Annotated in this window: 16 protein-coding genes and 1 other annotated feature; all 16 genes read left to right on the top strand. The window is 36.8% G+C overall.

What is annotated here, in order from left to right; translation table 11 throughout:
- Window positions 1–183: 183 nt before the first annotated feature.
- On the top strand, window positions 184–570 hold the full coding sequence (locus UFO1_RS14830; protein ID WP_038672031.1) for a hypothetical protein: 387 nt from the start codon (window positions 184–186) through the stop codon (window positions 568–570).
- Window positions 571–683: 113 nt separating this feature from the next.
- The gene (locus UFO1_RS14825; RefSeq protein WP_038672029.1) at window positions 684–1,136 is read left to right on the top strand and encodes an Lrp/AsnC family transcriptional regulator; all 453 of its coding nucleotides are present in this window, start codon (window positions 684–686) and stop codon (window positions 1,134–1,136) included.
- A 16-nt stretch (window positions 1,137–1,152) separates the two neighbouring features.
- The gene (locus tag UFO1_RS14820) at window positions 1,153–1,767 is read left to right on the top strand and encodes a LysE family translocator (RefSeq protein WP_038672028.1); all 615 of its coding nucleotides are present in this window, start codon (window positions 1,153–1,155) and stop codon (window positions 1,765–1,767) included.
- Window positions 1,768–2,087: 320 nt separating this feature from the next.
- Window positions 2,088–2,402: a hypothetical protein gene (locus UFO1_RS14815; protein WP_038672026.1), complete on the top strand. Its 315-nt coding sequence runs from the start codon at window positions 2,088–2,090 to the stop codon at window positions 2,400–2,402.
- Between the two features lie 96 nt (window positions 2,403–2,498).
- Complete coding sequence (locus UFO1_RS14810; RefSeq protein WP_038672024.1) at window positions 2,499–2,708, top strand: hypothetical protein; 210 nt, start codon at window positions 2,499–2,501, stop codon at window positions 2,706–2,708.
- A 157-nt stretch (window positions 2,709–2,865) separates the two neighbouring features.
- Window positions 2,866–3,297 carry a peptidylprolyl isomerase gene (locus UFO1_RS14805; RefSeq protein ID WP_038672022.1) on the top strand — a complete coding sequence of 144 codons (432 nt, stop codon included), beginning with the start codon at window positions 2,866–2,868 and terminating at the stop codon, window positions 3,295–3,297.
- 266 nt (window positions 3,298–3,563) lie between these two features.
- On the top strand, window positions 3,564–3,881 hold the full coding sequence (locus UFO1_RS14800) for a hypothetical protein (protein WP_038672020.1): 318 nt from the start codon (window positions 3,564–3,566) through the stop codon (window positions 3,879–3,881).
- A gap of 62 nt (window positions 3,882–3,943) precedes the next feature.
- Entirely contained in the window at window positions 3,944–4,618 is a 675-nt protein-coding gene (locus UFO1_RS14795) for a response regulator transcription factor (protein WP_038672018.1), read from the top strand.
- A 3-nt stretch (window positions 4,619–4,621) separates the two neighbouring features.
- Window positions 4,622–5,893 (top strand): cell wall metabolism sensor histidine kinase WalK, encoded by a 1,272-nt coding sequence (locus UFO1_RS14790; RefSeq protein ID WP_038672015.1) that lies wholly within the window; start codon window positions 4,622–4,624, stop codon window positions 5,891–5,893.
- A 97-nt stretch (window positions 5,894–5,990) separates the two neighbouring features.
- Window positions 5,991–6,761 (top strand): DUF2680 domain-containing protein, encoded by a 771-nt coding sequence (locus UFO1_RS14785; protein WP_038672014.1) that lies wholly within the window; start codon window positions 5,991–5,993, stop codon window positions 6,759–6,761.
- A 265-nt stretch (window positions 6,762–7,026) separates the two neighbouring features.
- Entirely contained in the window at window positions 7,027–7,260 is a 234-nt protein-coding gene (locus tag UFO1_RS14780; protein ID WP_038672011.1) for a hypothetical protein, read from the top strand.
- A 531-nt stretch (window positions 7,261–7,791) separates the two neighbouring features.
- On the top strand, window positions 7,792–9,264 hold the full coding sequence (locus UFO1_RS24115) for an ATP-binding protein (RefSeq protein WP_051788957.1): 1,473 nt from the start codon (window positions 7,792–7,794) through the stop codon (window positions 9,262–9,264).
- Between the two features lie 144 nt (window positions 9,265–9,408).
- Window positions 9,409–9,987, top strand: coding sequence for a 3'-5' exonuclease (locus UFO1_RS14770; RefSeq protein WP_236639211.1), 579 nt, complete (start codon window positions 9,409–9,411; stop codon window positions 9,985–9,987).
- 73 nt (window positions 9,988–10,060) lie between these two features.
- Window positions 10,061–10,296 (top strand) — a binding site (T-box leader).
- Between the two features lie 46 nt (window positions 10,297–10,342).
- Window positions 10,343–13,021, top strand: a complete 2,679-nt coding sequence (locus tag UFO1_RS14765; RefSeq protein ID WP_038672010.1) for a valine--tRNA ligase — start codon at window positions 10,343–10,345, stop codon at window positions 13,019–13,021.
- A gap of 166 nt (window positions 13,022–13,187) precedes the next feature.
- Window positions 13,188–14,471, top strand: a complete 1,284-nt coding sequence (locus UFO1_RS14760; RefSeq protein ID WP_038672007.1) for a folylpolyglutamate synthase/dihydrofolate synthase family protein — start codon at window positions 13,188–13,190, stop codon at window positions 14,469–14,471.
- A 197-nt stretch (window positions 14,472–14,668) separates the two neighbouring features.
- The gene (locus UFO1_RS14755) at window positions 14,669–15,847 is read left to right on the top strand and encodes an O-antigen ligase (protein ID WP_236639210.1); all 1,179 of its coding nucleotides are present in this window, start codon (window positions 14,669–14,671) and stop codon (window positions 15,845–15,847) included.
- Window positions 15,848–16,178: the final 331 nt, after the last annotated feature.

Here is a 16,178-nt window from a genome sequence, read left to right as displayed (position 1 = left end):
CCTTTGGACTTTCAAAGAATGTTTTTTATTATTAGAAAACAGTATAGTGAAGGATCGTAAATACTTCTGCAGAATAAGCGAATTTTCGGGTCTTCTTGGATATAATACCATTAATTAAAATGATAAGATTACTTTGTAGTGGGAATCCTAAATCCTAGCACATTGCAAAGGAGGAAATTAAGAATGAGTATAGACACTTTAATTCAAGAAGATTTACTTAACTTTCGCCGTGAATTGCTTACTAGTTTTAAAGAACAACACCCCCATATTTTTTCAATAATGGATCATATGCTATCAGGTCGTAAAAATATGGTGGGACTACAAGTGACAGAAGGCGGAAATATTGTTGGCACATATACGTTGATGATGGACGGGGTTCACGTTGTTGAGGCGAAAAGTGGAACATTGGATTCTGCTCTTCATCATCCATTGCTAGGTGTCGTAAAACCTTATATAGTGATTGAACGCAATGCAATCGAAACTTTAGTTAAAGATGATCAGATTAAGACAGAAATATTTAGCTCAATTGCTAAATATTTGCCTGACGTTACGATCAAATTTTTACGCTAAATTTTAAAAAAATAACGGAGAGCCTTCGGGCTCTTTTTCTTTTATAATCGATCTTTACTTTTATTATAATCAAATGTATTATAGTGTTATTACATTCATTGTGGAGGTTTATTATGATTGATAATAACGATTTGAAAGTTATTAAACGACTTATGGAACATGCTCGTACAACGTGGGCAGAACTTGGAACGCTTCTCGGATTGTCCGGCCCAGCTTCGGCTGATAGGGTTCGTAAGTTAGAGGAAATGGGGATAATAAAAGGTTACGCAGCATTGATAGACCCTGAAAAGATAGGTTGTGGCTTAGGAGCTTTGATATCTGTCACATTGGATAAACCTGAGAATAGGGCAGCATTCCTGCATTTAGTTAATAATTCTCCCGAGATTATGGAGTGCCATCACATAGCTGGAGCGGAAGATTATATTATTAAAGTGCGTTGTTCAGGTACTCGTGATCTAGAACGGTTAATCAGTGAAGAAATAAAGGCTTTGCCAGGGGCTAAAACGCGAACCACTATAATATTATCAACCATTAAAGAAACTCCAATATTACCAATAAAAATGTAAGGAGGTTTAAAGTAGGATGGAAATGCCCTTCTTCATTAAAGGAGTACTGCTCGGATTTTCGATAGCCGCACCAGTTGGGCCGATCGGAGTTCTTTGTATTAGGCGTACATTAGCAAATGGTTTTTTTAATGGTTTCCTTTCAGGGTTAGGTGCGGCAACGGCTGATGGTATTTATGGCTTAGTTGCTGCCTTTGGCATAACAGTTATTTCCACCTTTTTACTAGATAATCAAGTCTATTTTCGTTTGATTGGCGGACTATTTTTACTTCATCTTGGCTATGTAACGTTCCAAGCTACTCCAGCAGAAATAACCTTAAAGGAAGAAGGTAAAAGTCAATTAAGTTCCTACGTCTCAGCCTTTTTCTTAACATTGACGAATCCAATGACTATTATGTCTTTTGCGGCAGTTTTTGCAGGATTAGGGATAGCAACAACTGGTGGGGATTATGTGTTAGCAGCTTTGTTAGTTCTGGGTGTTTTTGTTGGTTCAATGCTTTGGTGGTTGATATTAAGTGGAACAGTGAATGTACTTCGTGGGAAAATTGATTCTCAAAGACTTAAGTGGATTAATCAAATTTCAGGCTTCGTAATAGCTTGCTTTGGCATAGTAAGCCTGATAAAGAAGACTTGATTCAGATGGAGTTTTAACTCCATCTGAATCTTAGTCGCACTTATCCAGGGACTTAGCCGCTCTTAACTCCCACTTATATAAGTGAGCCTTGGATTCGAAAATCCTTAGAGCGAACTTACTTCGAGTTTTACAGACTGTTATCCTAACCAGAGGGCAGGATATTACAGGCTGTTAACGAGATGAAGATGGGAGTCTTAGAGCGGTTTAGTCATCGGATAAGTTATCCTTTTTATATTTTCATGTAAAAATTGACTGTGTAGTCATATTTTTGTCACATTTCCAGATTATAATGAGAATAGAAAATAAAGGAGGGTTCTTCCATGAATAGTATAGTAAAAAAAGGAATTATTTGCTCAATGATAGGTATTATGCAATTAGGTATAGGCACGGCTGTAATAGAAGCATCACCAAGACATCATGAAAATAAGGATTATGAAGAGCGATACGAACACCATAAAGATCGAGATCATCGGATACAAGAAGAAAGAGAGCGTCATGAAAGGGAAATGAAGCGACGTCATCATGAGGAAGAATGGCAATGGCATGAGCGTCAACAACGTGAAAAAGAGCATCATGAAGAGGTAATGAGAACGATTGGTGGATTAGCACTATTGTACCTTATTACGAATAGTTAAAGTTTTAAATTCTCTAAGTTTAATCAACTTAGGGAATTTTTATATGTCTAATTAAAGTGTTTTAATGGAGATACTATTATAAAGGAGGTGTTTTGGATGGTTAAAACTGGCAAGGTAACAAACGTTGAAAATAAAGAAAATAAAACATTTGTGGATGTTGATTTCATGGACAATACAAAAGCAACTGTGGTTTTACCCTCTACGGACAGTAAGAAATATAAAGATAAATATGTCATTTGTGGTATTGATTCCGATGAGAATACCAATATAATTGAAATCGTAGATGATGGTCCACCACCAGAATAAAATATCTAAGAGACTATAAGTAGTCATCTATCTTTCTGAGGTGAGACGGTTTATTTATGGGGCTTCGTATGAGGCAGGGGTATGAGGTAAGGTATTTTGGTAATCCTTAGTCAATTATGGTATAATAGCAAAAATAATGTAAAAATGAGGGATTATCATGAAAAAAGCAATTATTGAGATGGATAAGGGTAATATTGTAATTGAGTTATTTGACAAGGAAGCACCAAATACTGTGGCTAATTTCGAAAAGTTAATTACCAAAGGTTTTTATGATGGGCTTACATTTCATAGAGTAATTAAAGGTTTTGTGGCACAAGGTGGCTGCCCAAAAGGAAACGGTACCGGTGGGCCTGGCTATGAAATTCCTTGCGAGACAAAGGGGAATCCTCATAAGAATGACAGAGGCGCATTATCTATGGCTCATGCTGGTCCTAATACAGGTGGTAGCCAGTTTTTCATTGTTTATGAGCCACAACCTCATTTAGATGGTGTTCATACTGTTTTTGGTAAAGTCATTGAAGGTATGGATGTCGTGGATCAAATTAAAAAAGGCGATAAAATGAATAAGGTTACAGTAGAACAAGGGTAACTTCATGCAATAATTTATGTGCGCCTTGTGATTTGAACTTTATATTCACCATGTAAGCCCTCGCAGGTTATGCGAGGGCTTTTTTTTAGGGTAAACAGAATCTTTATTGCTAACCCTAGGAGCAGGGTATGGGTGGTAAGGTTTTACGTTTATTAAAGTAATCAGTTGGTTAGGATAAAGTAAAGTGGGGATCTTTCAAAATAAAAACTAAAACTTTTAGTTCATAATAGGGTGATATATGTAATTCAGACAGAAAGGAGTATATTATGAAAAATTTACTAAGACGCTTACTGCACAATATATTGAGTATAGTTACAACCTTTATCCTAATGGCTTCTCCCGTAGCGGCAATCGTATATATATCTGAACCTATAGATGGGAACAATGACACAATAAGAAACGTTTCTATGGGCCAAGAAGAACTTTTCCTTGCAAAATCAGATTGGATTGAGAAAAAAGTTAAGGACTGGGAGCCTGATTTGCTTGATGACCCAATCATAATGACCCTATCCAAAACAAGAGAGGGGAATAAAAATTTCACAAATAATTCAATAAAAAATGCTCTTTCATGGAGGAGTGAATGATGGCTCCATACAAGTTGTCCAATCAAATATACGGTATCAATAGCGAGTAAGGAGATGTTTTTATGAGAATTTTAGTGGTTGAGGATGATAGCATACTGAGGGAGGCTGTAGTTACGCTTTTAAAAGAAGAAGGGTATAGCGTAGATGAGGTTGCGACAGGTGATGAAGGCTTATTTATGGCGGAACAAAGTATCTATGATCTTCTAGTACTTGATATTATGTTGCCTGAAGTGAATGGCTTAGACATAGTTAAAAGCCTTAGAACGAATGGAAATGAAACTCCAATATTGTTACTTACAGCAAGGGATAGTGTGGACGATCGTGTCATTGGTCTAGAGACTGGTGCAGACGACTATTTAGTAAAACCTTTTGCTATCAGAGAACTTTTAGCTCGAATAAAAGCACTAATTCGTCGTAAGAGTAGTGTTGGGTTTGAAGGTGAATTAGCATTTGGGGGGATATTGCTTAAGAGTAAAGTTCGGGATGGTTTTTTTGGAGAACAATCTTTAGGATTAACTGCCAAGGAATATGAAGTTTTAGAATTTTTCATCTTAAATAAGGAGCAAATTCTTACTAAGGACCAGATATTTGATCGGATCTGGGGGTTCGATTCCGAAACCACGATTGCCATTGTTGACCTATATATTCATTATTTGAGAAAAAAGTTGGCCTCCTACGGCTTAGATACGATAATCCAAACGGTACGTGGTTCTGGATTTATGCTTAAGGAGAAGTAGAAGATGTTTAAAAAAACACTTCGTAAGTTAACAGCTTTAAATTCACTAGTATTTTTGCTCATATTTATTACGCTTACTTCAATTATTTATGGATATTTGTCATTTCGGCTTTATGATAAAGTGGATGATGCTATGAGGTTTCAAGCTTCTTCCGTGCGAATTGAAAATGGTCGTGTCTCTCAGCCTAGGGGACGTCCTATATTAGATCCAAGAATCTTTCTGATCTTGCGTGATGAGGAAGGACATATTGTCAATCTAACACCCTTTAGGACAGAAGAGAGTAGTAATCTTATTGCCATCGCTTCACAAATTAGTACAGGGGAATTGCAAACAATAGAATATGAGAATCATGTATATCGTGGATTGATCGTACCTTACCCTAATGATAAGACTTCGAACCCTAAAGAAGAATTTAAGATCAAAGAGGTAGTCGCGATTAGCATTGTTGACTCTGAGGTTGGACTACTTAATAATCTTCTCTGGATTATTATTGGGGGACTAATAGCTGGCATGCTTGTCATTGTACTAGCTGGGCATCTTTTGGCTAGGCGGGCAATGATACCTATTGAGGCTGCATGGGAAAAGCAGCAGCAGTTTGTTGCTGATGCATCCCACGAATTACGTTCGCCAATTACGGGAATTTATAGTAATGCTGAGTTGATGCTAAGGCACCCAGAACGTACGATTGCACAAGAAAGTTATCGAATTAATAACATTATGAAGGAATCAGCACGTATGACTAAACTAATATCGAGCTTGTTAACCCTGGCAAGATCGGATGCGAACAAAGCCGATCTGCGTTTAGGTCCGATTAATGTTAGTGACGTAATACAAATTGTAATCGAACATTTTAGATCATTAGATGACTTAAATAAAATTAATCTTTCCACTCATGTTGAGCCCAAGTTAGAACTTATTGCAGATCAAGAACGTATTCATCAATTAATCGTTATATTACTAGACAATGCCTTTAAGTATACAACCCAGGGAGGAACTATTTTCGTGTCTGCTTGTAAAGTGGACAAAGATATTGTCTTTTCTGTGAAGGATACGGGATGTGGTATCTCTACTGAAAATTTACCCCGAGTGTTTGATCGCTTTTTTCGTGGAGATAAGGCCAGGTCTCGAGATAAAGGGGGAACAGGCCTTGGGCTGGCAATTGCAAAATGGATTGTTGAGAAACATAGAGGGGAGATAGAGGTTGAAAGTCAGTTGGGAGTGGGTACTAAGTTCACAGTATCGATTCCAATTAACAAAGTATCAAAAGAGAACTAAGCCATCTTTTCTTTAATCAAAAGTTATTCTAAAATTAGCGCTTCATAATACAACTATGGTCTTCACTACAAAAGATAAAGAAAAGGTGGTTACTATAATGAACAAGAATAAAAAATGGATGTTGGCAATTAGTGTTGCAACAATGCTTACAGCAAATAGTTTAGTTATGGCTGCTTCTGCTCCAGATAAAGAAGAGAACATAAGAACGAATCAATCAACTGCATCTTTTCAAAGTGATTCGGGTAAAAAAGAAGGCATGAGAGATCATCACGCAGATCATGTAGCGTTACTCCAATTCTTAAAAATAGATGCCCAAACCTTTGAAGCAGCAAGGAAAGAAGGTAAGTCTTTAGTTGCTATTGCAAAAGAACAAGGTATATCAGAACAGGTGCTAAAAGACTTTATGGTTGAGCAAATGACCAAGCATATGGAAGAAAGAGCAAAAGAGGGTAAATTACCTGAAAACAAAAAATCATATACTAGAGCCGATATCGAAAAACATGTATCAGATATGATGAATGGTAAGGGGAATATGCATCACAATCATGGACAAATGCACCATGCCCCCGTTGATAAAACGAAATTATTAGAACTGTTGAAAATGAGTGATGAAAGCCTAAAAAATGAAATAAAAACTGGTAAAACCTTAGTGGAGATCGCCAAAGAACAGGGTGTATCAGAAGAGACGCTTAAGACAACTTTGGTTGAACAAATGCTGCAGCGTATTGAAAAAGGTGTGAAGGCAGGGCGAATTTCAGCTGATCAAGCGGAGCAAATGAAAGCAAACATTGAAAAGCATGTATCCGATATGATGAACGGTAAGAGGCCGATGCATTCCGAACACAACAAAGAAAAAAACAATCCTTAATTTGCTAGTCTATCAATTATAGATTATAAATTTGGAGGGGAAATATAAATTAGGTGTAGAGCTATTATTCACAACGTGAGTAATAGCTCTACTTGTATAACCTCTTACGATAAGACATTAATATAGTTAATATGTCGGTTTTTTTATTGGTAGTATGTGAACTAGCAGCATGAGTTTTAGGCAGGAAAAAAATGGAGGCATGACGAAGAGATAGTTATCATACCTTGGTCTAAGGAGCTCCATTTATAAAAAGGAGGAATATACTGTGAAAATTATAGGAATAACTAATGTAGAGAAGTTTTTAGAAGTCCTTGATAAGTGTCAGGGGAAGATTGAATTAGTAACTTCAGAAGGTGATCGGTTAAACTTAAAATCAAAATTGTGTCAGTACTTAGCATTATCAAAAATATTTAGTGAAGCAAAAATTGATGAAATCGAAATTATTGCTTCAGAGCCAGAAGATACTAAAATACTGTTAGAGTATTTAATAAGAGGGTAAAGTTAGCTCGAACGTTTTAAGTTAAAGTAATATGTTTTTCGGATTTTAATAGAATGAGACATTAGATTAAAAAGGCTAAAGGACAGTTAAACTGTCCTTTAGCCTTTTTAAAAGATAGAGAAATTCCAAAGAAATTTTTAAAATAAGATGTAAGGAGAATATCATGTTATCAGAACAAGCTTGGATTGCTTTGATTTTGTTTGTAATATGTTATGCAGTGATTATTTCGAAAAAATTCACAGGACAAAAGTTGCTCTTATAGGTGCTAGTTTTATTTTATTATTTAAAATTATGTCACATTTATATTTACTTTGTTTACCTATAAACTATACGACAAAAAGACCCAAAAAAGGCTATTTCTGCCTTGTATTTTGGTCTTTTTCTTTTTAATTTTAAAATTTCTCCCCCTAAAGACACAAAAATTTAAATTATAATTAAAACCATGAAAATATTACCATAAAATTACAAATTGTGCATATCGTTATATTGTAATATGTTGATAGATAGGTGAATTTTGGAGGGTAAGATATTGTGTCAGGGGCAATTAAAGAGTACATCCGCAATTTAAAATCAACAGAGGAACAGTTAGAAAAAATTATCGCTAATAATCCAGTTAGGGAATGTAGTTTTCCAGACCAAGTAAGTGTATTTGATAAGCAACACAGGTACTTATTTGTTAATGGATTTGGAGCACGTTATATCGGCTTAAAACCTTCTGATATGGAAGGAAAGGAACGTAGAGAAATAGGGTTACCTCATAATGAGCAATTAGAACAGGACCTTACAACTGTTTTTTCAACGGGACAACCAGTGGAAAATGAGTTAAAGGATCCGCAAGTAACAAGTTATGGAATCAGCTATTTTGAGTATTATCTCTATCCTCTATATAGTTCTGCGGGAATTGTGGAGGCAGTTTTATGCACAGTTAGAGATATTACAATACGAAAGTTGTCTCAATTGAGCGCTGTGCAATCAGCTCGGGATTTTAATCAACTCATTGATCTTTGTCCTTTTTCGGTTATTATGGTAGATGAACTTGGTAATTTTAAAAATGGCAATCAAGCCTATATTGATTTATTTTTCCCTGGATTTACAAAAGAAAAATTAATCGGTGCAAACCCTGAATTTCGTACAGCCCACATTGGCACTCAGTGGAAAGATAGTCCTTTGCAAAAAGCGGTGCGAGGAATCGCGGTGAGAAATGTCTCTAAAGATATAATGAATAAGCAAATGTTGATTAACGCAATTCCGATAAGAGACATGGAAGGTCGAAATAAAGGGGCACTAGCCATATTTCATGATATTACAGAATATGAACAAATGCGTCATGCATTATATAAAATGGATAGATTGAATCTCATCGGAGAAATGGCAACTGGCGTAGCACACGAAATACGTAACCCAATGACAGTAATTAAGGGATATTTGCAATATTTAGGATCGAAAGTACCAGCTAGTTTAAATGAACAATTTGATATTGTTTTAGGAGAATTAATTCGCATTGAAAGCATTATTACGGATTTTCTTTCTTTAGCAGGAAATACCAAAATTGAACGAAACAAACACAATATTAATACTATTATTAGGCAAGCATTTCCTCTTGTGGCAACGGATGCAACAAAAAATAATGTAGTAGTAGATCTATGTTTAGAGGAAAATCTGCCGGATCAATTATTAAGCGAGAAAGAAATTAAGCAAGTACTTTTTAATCTAACTCGCAATGGCATTGAATCAATGGATGATAGCGGTATGTTGACAATTCGGACGACTTTAGTTGACGAACAAATTGTAGTAACGATTTCTGATACAGGTAGTGGTATAGCAAAGGAAAAGTTAGAGAAAATATTCAATCCTTTCTATACAACAAAGGATAATGGGACTGGTTTGGGCTTAGCAATCTGTGAAAGCATTATAAATAAGCATAATGGTAGTATTGAGGTACAGTCCGAAGAGGGGCGGGGTAGTACTTTTATAATATCCTTTACTCACTCTCAGGGCTTCTAATTCTAACTAGGATGCGAATTTGGGTAATTTGTGTATTAGTGCAATTTAAGAATGTAGTTGAATTAAGGCTATCGATGTTACTCGAGATTATGATATACTAAGGAATATGTATCTAAGAAAATAATGTATCATGGAGAGGAGTAAGTGCGCGAGTTGGCGCCAATAAGAATGAATTTCGTAGCAATTGATTTTGAAACGGCCAATGCGAGTCGTTCTAGTGTGTGTAGCATGGCTGCGGTAACAGTGGAAAATGGACAAATCGTCCGATCGGCTTACTCTTTAATACGCCCGCCAGTTCTTAAATTTGACTATCGTAATATACAGGTGCATGGCATTCACCCAGAAGATGTAGTGAATAAACCAACTTTTGATCAATTGTGGGAACGGATTCGTCCGCATCTTGAAAATAAAATTGTGATTGCCCATAATGCAACTTTTGATATTAGTGTGCTACGAGGTGTCCTAAGGGAATATTCATTGCCTATGCCAGTTTTTAAACATAGTTGCACAGTTCAAATTGCGAAAAAAGCATGGCCTGGTGGGGAAAACTATAAGCTTAATACATTAGCTCAGCGCTTTCAGATTGATTTTGACCATCACAATGCTCTGCATGATGCACGAACTTGTGCTAAAATTGCTCTGCTAGCGGGGCAAGAGTTAAAAGCTGACAATTTTCTGCAGATGATGCATTTGTTGAAGCTTCCTGTAAAAGATTTTGCCTAAGTAGTATCGACATAGTATTTTTTCACTAATCTTGACAAAGACTGTATATTATAGGTATAGTATGGTATATATATTAAAAGCGATGATAGGAAGGAGTACGTTATTGCCGCCGAATAGAGAGGGGATCCTTGGCTGAAAGGTCTCTCGGAATGGGGTAACGGAAGGTAGTCCTGGAGTTATTGCATTGAACTTATAGTAGGTGCAGTCGGTTATGCCCCGTTATGGTATTGGAGTTCGAGTAAATCTTTATTTTGCCTTTACTCGAAGAAACAAGGTGGTACCACGAAAGTATGCTCTTTCGTCCTTTTAGGATGAAGGGGCTTTTTTATTTTTCAAAAAGTAGGAGGAGTTAATTTTGACAGAAAAAAATATTCCAACAGTATATGACCCTCAAGCGGTAGAAGCAAAATGGTATAAGTATTGGGAAGATAATGGTTTCTTTCATCAGGAAGTAAATAAGGGGAAAAAACCTTTTAGTATTGTTATTCCGCCTCCTAATGTAACGGGACAACTACATATGGGGCATGCTTTAGATAATGCATTACAAGATATTTTAATTCGTTTTCGCCGTATGCAAGGCTACAATACATTGTGGATGCCAGGAACAGACCATGCAGGTATTGCTACTCAAATTAAAGTAGAAGAAATGTTAGCAAAGGAAGGCATTTCTCGTTATGATATGGGGCGGGAAAAGTTTATTGAAAAAGTTTGGGAATGGAAAGAACAGTATGGCGACAGGATTATTAAACAACTGAAAAGTTTGGGTGCTTCTTGTGATTGGCAGCGAGAGCGTTTTACCATGGACGAAGGTTGTTCCAAGGCTGTACGAGAAGTCTTTGTTTCTTTATATGAGAAAGGCCTTATTTATCAGGGGAATCGGATAACCAATTGGTGTCCACGCTGCAATACTGCTTTAAGTGATATTGAAGTAGAACATGAAGAAAAGCCAGGTCATTTATACCATGTTCGTTACCCAGTAGAGGGGAGTGAAGGTGAGTATTTGACAGTAGCTACTACGCGGCCAGAAACTATTTTGGGAGATACCGCAGTAGCAGTTAATCCAGAGGATACCAGATATAGCCATTTGATTGGTAAAAATTTAATTTTGCCGTTAGTAGGAAGGTTAATTCCCGTAATTGCCGATGAATATGTTGATCAAGCTTTTGGTACAGGTGCGGTTAAGATTACTCCTTCTCATGACCCTAACGACTTTGAAATGGGATTACGTCATAACTTACCGCAAATTGTAGTCATTGATAACGATGGCAAAATGTCAGAAGGTACAGGCAAATATGCAGGACTAGATCGTTATGAATGTCGTAAGGTCTTAGTCAAAGATTTAGAAGTGCAAGAGTATTTGGTGAAAATTGATGATCATATGCATGCAGTAGGTCATTGCCAACGTTGTACCACAGTTGTAGAACCTTTGGTATCTAAGCAATGGTTTGTTAAAATGCAGTCGCTAGCTGAACCAGCCATTGAAACTGTGACTTCAGGTGAAATTCAATTTGTTCCCGAGCGATTCACAAAAACGTACATTAATTGGATGAGCAATATACGGGATTGGTGTATTTCACGGCAAATTTGGTGGGGGCATCGAATTCCTGCGTGGTATTGCGAATGTGGTGAAACCATTGTAACTAGAGAAGAAGTTAACGTATGTCCAAAGTGTGGCAGTCATAAGATTGAGCAAGATGAGGATGTACTAGATACATGGTTTAGTTCCGGTTTGTGGCCTTTTTCCACTATGGGCTGGCCAGAAGATACCGAGGAATTAGAACAATTTTATCCTACCAGTGTATTAGTAACAGGATATGACATTATTTTCTTCTGGGTAGCTAGAATGATCATGATGGGTTTAGAGTTTAAGAAGGAAATTCCTTTTAAACATGTTTTTATTCATGGTTTAGTTCGGGACTCTCAAGGACGAAAAATGAGTAAATCTTTAGGGAATGGGATTGATCCATTAGAAGTTATCGATAAAAATGGTGCAGATACTTTGCGGTTTACCCTAGTAACTGGCAATACACCAGGAAATGATATGCGTTTTTATTGGGAAAGAGTAGAATCAAGTCGTAACTTTGCCAATAAATTATGGAATGCTTCCCGTTTCGTGCTAATGAATTTGGAAGATGTAGATAGTGTTGATACATTAACCAATTATGGAGTAAGGGCAAAGCAGGAAGACAACTTTACCTTAGCAGATAAGTGGATTTTAAGTCGTTATGAAAAGACCGTGAATGAAGTGACACGTAATTTAGAACGATTTGAATTAGGAGAAGCAGCTCGTCTGCTGTATGAGTTTATTTGGAATGAGTATTGCGATTGGTATATTGAAATGGCAAAAGCAAGATTATATAATAAAGAAGAATCTACAGCGCGTGCAACTGCCCAATATGTCCTATGGTATGTACTTGAAAATACACTAAAACTATTACACCCTTTTATGCCTTTTATTACAGAAACTATCTGGCAGCACTTGCCTCATGAAGGGCAAAGTATTATGGTAGCTGATTGGCCATTGGACAGTTCAGCATTGATGAATGACGATGTAGAAACCCAAATGAATACTATTATGGAAACCATTAAGTCCATTCGAAATATGCGCGCCGAAGTCAATGTGCCACCAGGGAAAAAGAGTGAGGTTATTTTGCAAATTATTGCGAAAGAGCTACAAGAAGTTTTTGCAACGAACTTGCCATACTTGAAAACTTTGGCTGCTGCAGAACCGATTCAATTATTAGGTGATGCAGAAGCAAAACCTGAAAATGCCATGACTGCTGTGGTAAGTGGTGTTGAAATCTATTTGCCTCTCAAAGGGTTAATTGATGTAGAAAAAGAATCAGCTCGTTTGAATAAAGAATTGGCTACATTGGACAAAGAAATTGCTCGAATTGAGGGGAAACTATCTAATGAAGGATTTGTCGCCAAAGCTCCAGCAGAGGTCATCGCCAAGGAGAAAGCCAAGGCAGGTGAATACCAAGAAAAACAAACAGCCATTCGCGAGAGATTAGCCTATTTGTCTACGTTATAGTATTCTAAACAAGAAAATTTATATTAAAGCAAAATTAGAACCACAAAGGCACAATGCCGCTGCGGCGGCACACAAAGTAGGTATGAAGGAAGTTTATGATAGTTCCCTTTGTGTCCTTTGTGTCTTTGTGGTTCAATTGCTTTTTTATTAGAAAGGTGTGACAAGGATGACATATGAAGAATCCTTAAACTACTTAGCAAATTTAAATAAGTTTGGCATTAACTTGGGTTTAGCGCGAATTGAAAAGCTGTTGGAATTAATGGATCATCCAGAAAAAAAGTTTAAAAGTATTCATGTGGCAGGAACAAATGGTAAAGGTTCAACAACTGCCATGCTCGCTTCTATTTTAAGTAGTGGAGGCATAAAAACGGGCATGTATACTTCACCCCATTTGGCGGAATATACGGAGCGGATGATTGTGGATGGACAAGAGGCATCACCAGAGGAATTTGCCCAAGCAATTGCGTATACAAGCCAATTTGTGGATAGAATAGTATCACAAGGTTTTGATCATCCAACAGAGTTTGAGGTATTAACAGCAGCAGCATTTTACTATTTTGCATCGTGTGAAGTAGAGTATGCTGTTATAGAGGTGGGGTTAGGTGGGTTGCTTGACTCGACCAATGTTATTATGCCAATTTTATCTGTAATTACAAATGTTACATTAGATCATATGGATAAGTGTGGCAGCACCATTGAAGAAATTGCGCATCACAAATCCGGTATTATTAAGCAAGGGGTCCCCGTAGTTACAGCAGCTAAAGGACACGCCTTAGAGGTAATTATAAAAACTGCTCAGGAGAAATCTACAGCATGTTATATATATGGACAGGATTTTTCCGGGACTTTTCTCGGAATGGATGAGTATTATCAAAAAGTGGGAGTAAAGCTTAAAGAACAAGGGGAAATTGGAAGCTTTGCTGTTAATCTTCTAGGTGGCCATCAAGTTAATAATTGTGCAGTAGCTGTTATGACCGGATTGATCCTAGGGAAAAGTGAAAAAAGAATTGATTTACTAGCAATTGAAAAAGGTTTGCGCAAGGTTTGTTGGCCTGGAAGATTTGAAATAGTATCGAAAAGCCCAACGATTATTATTGATGGTGCTCACAATCCAGATGGAGCAAGAGCGCTGCGTGAAAATTTAGATCAATTTTATGGTCATAAGGAAATTGTATTCTTATTGGGGATTTTACAAGATAAAGATGTGAAAACAATTGTTACAACCCTAATACGTCCTGCGGATAAGGTTGTTGTAGTAGCTCCTATCTCTCAGCGGGCGGGCAAGCCAGAGGATGTTGCCCGGGAAATACAAGCGGCTTATGTAGAAGTAGCTCACTCTATTAGTGAAGGTTTAGATAAAGCCAAATTATTAGCTGGAGAGGGCAATGTGATCTGCATTGCAGGTTCTTTGTACTTAATTGGTGAGGCTAGGAAAATAATATGTAAGTAGACAAATGATTTGTTCTTGGTTATAATAAAAAATGGCATTGAATTTGGCATTTGTAAATAGTATTGTATTGAAAGAAAATATTAAATAGCAAATGCTATTAGACAGGTGAAATTGTGTATATAACATATAGAACGACCCAAACTCAGTATTTTTTAGAATATATAATAGAGCACTGCATTCTGGCGGTGGCCTTTTTTTTGCCGCTGTCACTGAAGGTCAGCAGTGGGTTTTTAGGCCTTGGTGCACTGGTATGGCTAGGAAAAATGGTTGTAATGCGCAGGATGGATTTTAAGGCAACTCCTTTTGATTTAGGGGTCGCTTTGTTAGTTACATTATCTGCGGCTTCCATATGGGCTTCGCCTGACCGAGGATTTAGTTTTTATAATTACTATAATTTAATGGGAAGATACATATTAATTTACTATTTAGCTGTCAATAACATTCGCTCTCGAGGCCAAGTGAAACGATTGGTATGGAGTATGTTAGCATCAGCCTTAGTAGTTTCCTTATATGGATTTTATCAGTACTTCTTTGGTGCAACGGCTTCAGCCGTTGAGTGGGTAGATGGAGCGCAATTTCCTGATCTTAAAATGAGAGTATTTTCTACCTTAGAAAATCCTAATTTACTAGCTGGTTTTTTAGTAACTATGATGGCCATCGCCGCAGGTATGGGATATAAAGCGGCTACGATTAATAGTAAAGTGATCCTAGCTGCGTTGGTTATTCTATTTGGTGGGTGTTTAGTTCTTACCTATTCACGGGGTGCTTGGCTCAGTGTATTAGCAATCGTTGGCATGTATGGCATGTTGTGTAATCGTAAAATCTTTTGGTTGCTACTGGTAGTACCTATTGTTGGATTTTTTGCTCATGATGCCTTATTAGAGCGAATTATGTCCATCACAAATCCTACAGATACCTCATCTACCTTGCGGATTGCCTTATGGGAAAGCACGATTGCGATGATAATGGATAAACCTTTTTTCGGTATCGGTTGGGGTGCTTATTGGATGGTATATCCTGACTATGACTTTTTCATAAATAATGCGAATACTAAAATTTTTCACGCACATAATATGTACTTAAATATTGCTGCTGAGATTGGTATTCCAGGTTTGTTTGCTTTTTTAGTTATGATGTATGGACACTTTCGTTTAGCTTTGTCCTCGGTAAAAGGAGCAGCATATCATTCATCAGGTGTTATGCTGGGGATAGTAGGAGCGATTTGTGGCCTTATTGTGAACGGATTTACAGACTATGTACTGTTTAATATACAATTATCTATGTTATTTTGGTTGTTAAATGCGCTGATTGTTGTTGTTTGGCAACAGAATCAGCAGCGTTATGATCAAGGTCATTCTTTAAGAAAAGTAATATAAAGATGTTTCAAAAAATAGAGCGATTGCGCTCTATTTTTGCTATTGCGGAAAAGAAAGTCTTTGAGAATGGGGTTTATGCCTTAGTTGCATAGTAGTACAAAATAAAGGAAGAGAAATAAAGAATTGGTATTATTAGTAAAAGATATCAGTAATAATTAAAAAAAATAATAAAATTTGAATAATTTTTAATTTTGAGGCAGGATTTTTGGCCTTATGTGACAAATTGTACATACTAGAGAAAAGAATGTTATCTGACTATGATTTTTTCATAAATAATGCGAATACTAAAATTTTTCACGCATATAGTATATACTCAACTTGCGCTGGTTTT

This window comes from Pelosinus sp. UFO1 (assembly GCF_000725345.1).
Classification (GTDB): Bacteria; Bacillota; Negativicutes; order DSM-13327; family DSM-13327; genus Pelosinus.
This window is presented reverse-complemented; position numbering and strand designations above follow the sequence as displayed.

Coding starts and splice junctions, on each gene's coding strand:
- UFO1_RS14830 (WP_038672031.1), top strand. CDS start 184: ATGAGTATAGACACTTTAATTCAAGAAGATTTACTTAACTTTCGCCGT.
- UFO1_RS14825 (WP_038672029.1), top strand. CDS start 684: ATGATTGATAATAACGATTTGAAAGTTATTAAACGACTTATGGAACAT.
- UFO1_RS14820 (WP_038672028.1), top strand. CDS start 1,153: ATGGAAATGCCCTTCTTCATTAAAGGAGTACTGCTCGGATTTTCGATA.
- UFO1_RS14815 (WP_038672026.1), top strand. CDS start 2,088: ATGAATAGTATAGTAAAAAAAGGAATTATTTGCTCAATGATAGGTATT.
- UFO1_RS14810 (WP_038672024.1), top strand. CDS start 2,499: ATGGTTAAAACTGGCAAGGTAACAAACGTTGAAAATAAAGAAAATAAA.
- UFO1_RS14805 (WP_038672022.1), top strand. CDS start 2,866: ATGAAAAAAGCAATTATTGAGATGGATAAGGGTAATATTGTAATTGAG.
- UFO1_RS14800 (WP_038672020.1), top strand. CDS start 3,564: ATGAAAAATTTACTAAGACGCTTACTGCACAATATATTGAGTATAGTT.
- UFO1_RS14795 (WP_038672018.1), top strand. CDS start 3,944: ATGAGAATTTTAGTGGTTGAGGATGATAGCATACTGAGGGAGGCTGTA.
- UFO1_RS14790 (WP_038672015.1), top strand. CDS start 4,622: ATGTTTAAAAAAACACTTCGTAAGTTAACAGCTTTAAATTCACTAGTA.
- UFO1_RS14785 (WP_038672014.1), top strand. CDS start 5,991: ATGAACAAGAATAAAAAATGGATGTTGGCAATTAGTGTTGCAACAATG.
- UFO1_RS14760 (WP_038672007.1), top strand. CDS start 13,188: ATGACATATGAAGAATCCTTAAACTACTTAGCAAATTTAAATAAGTTT.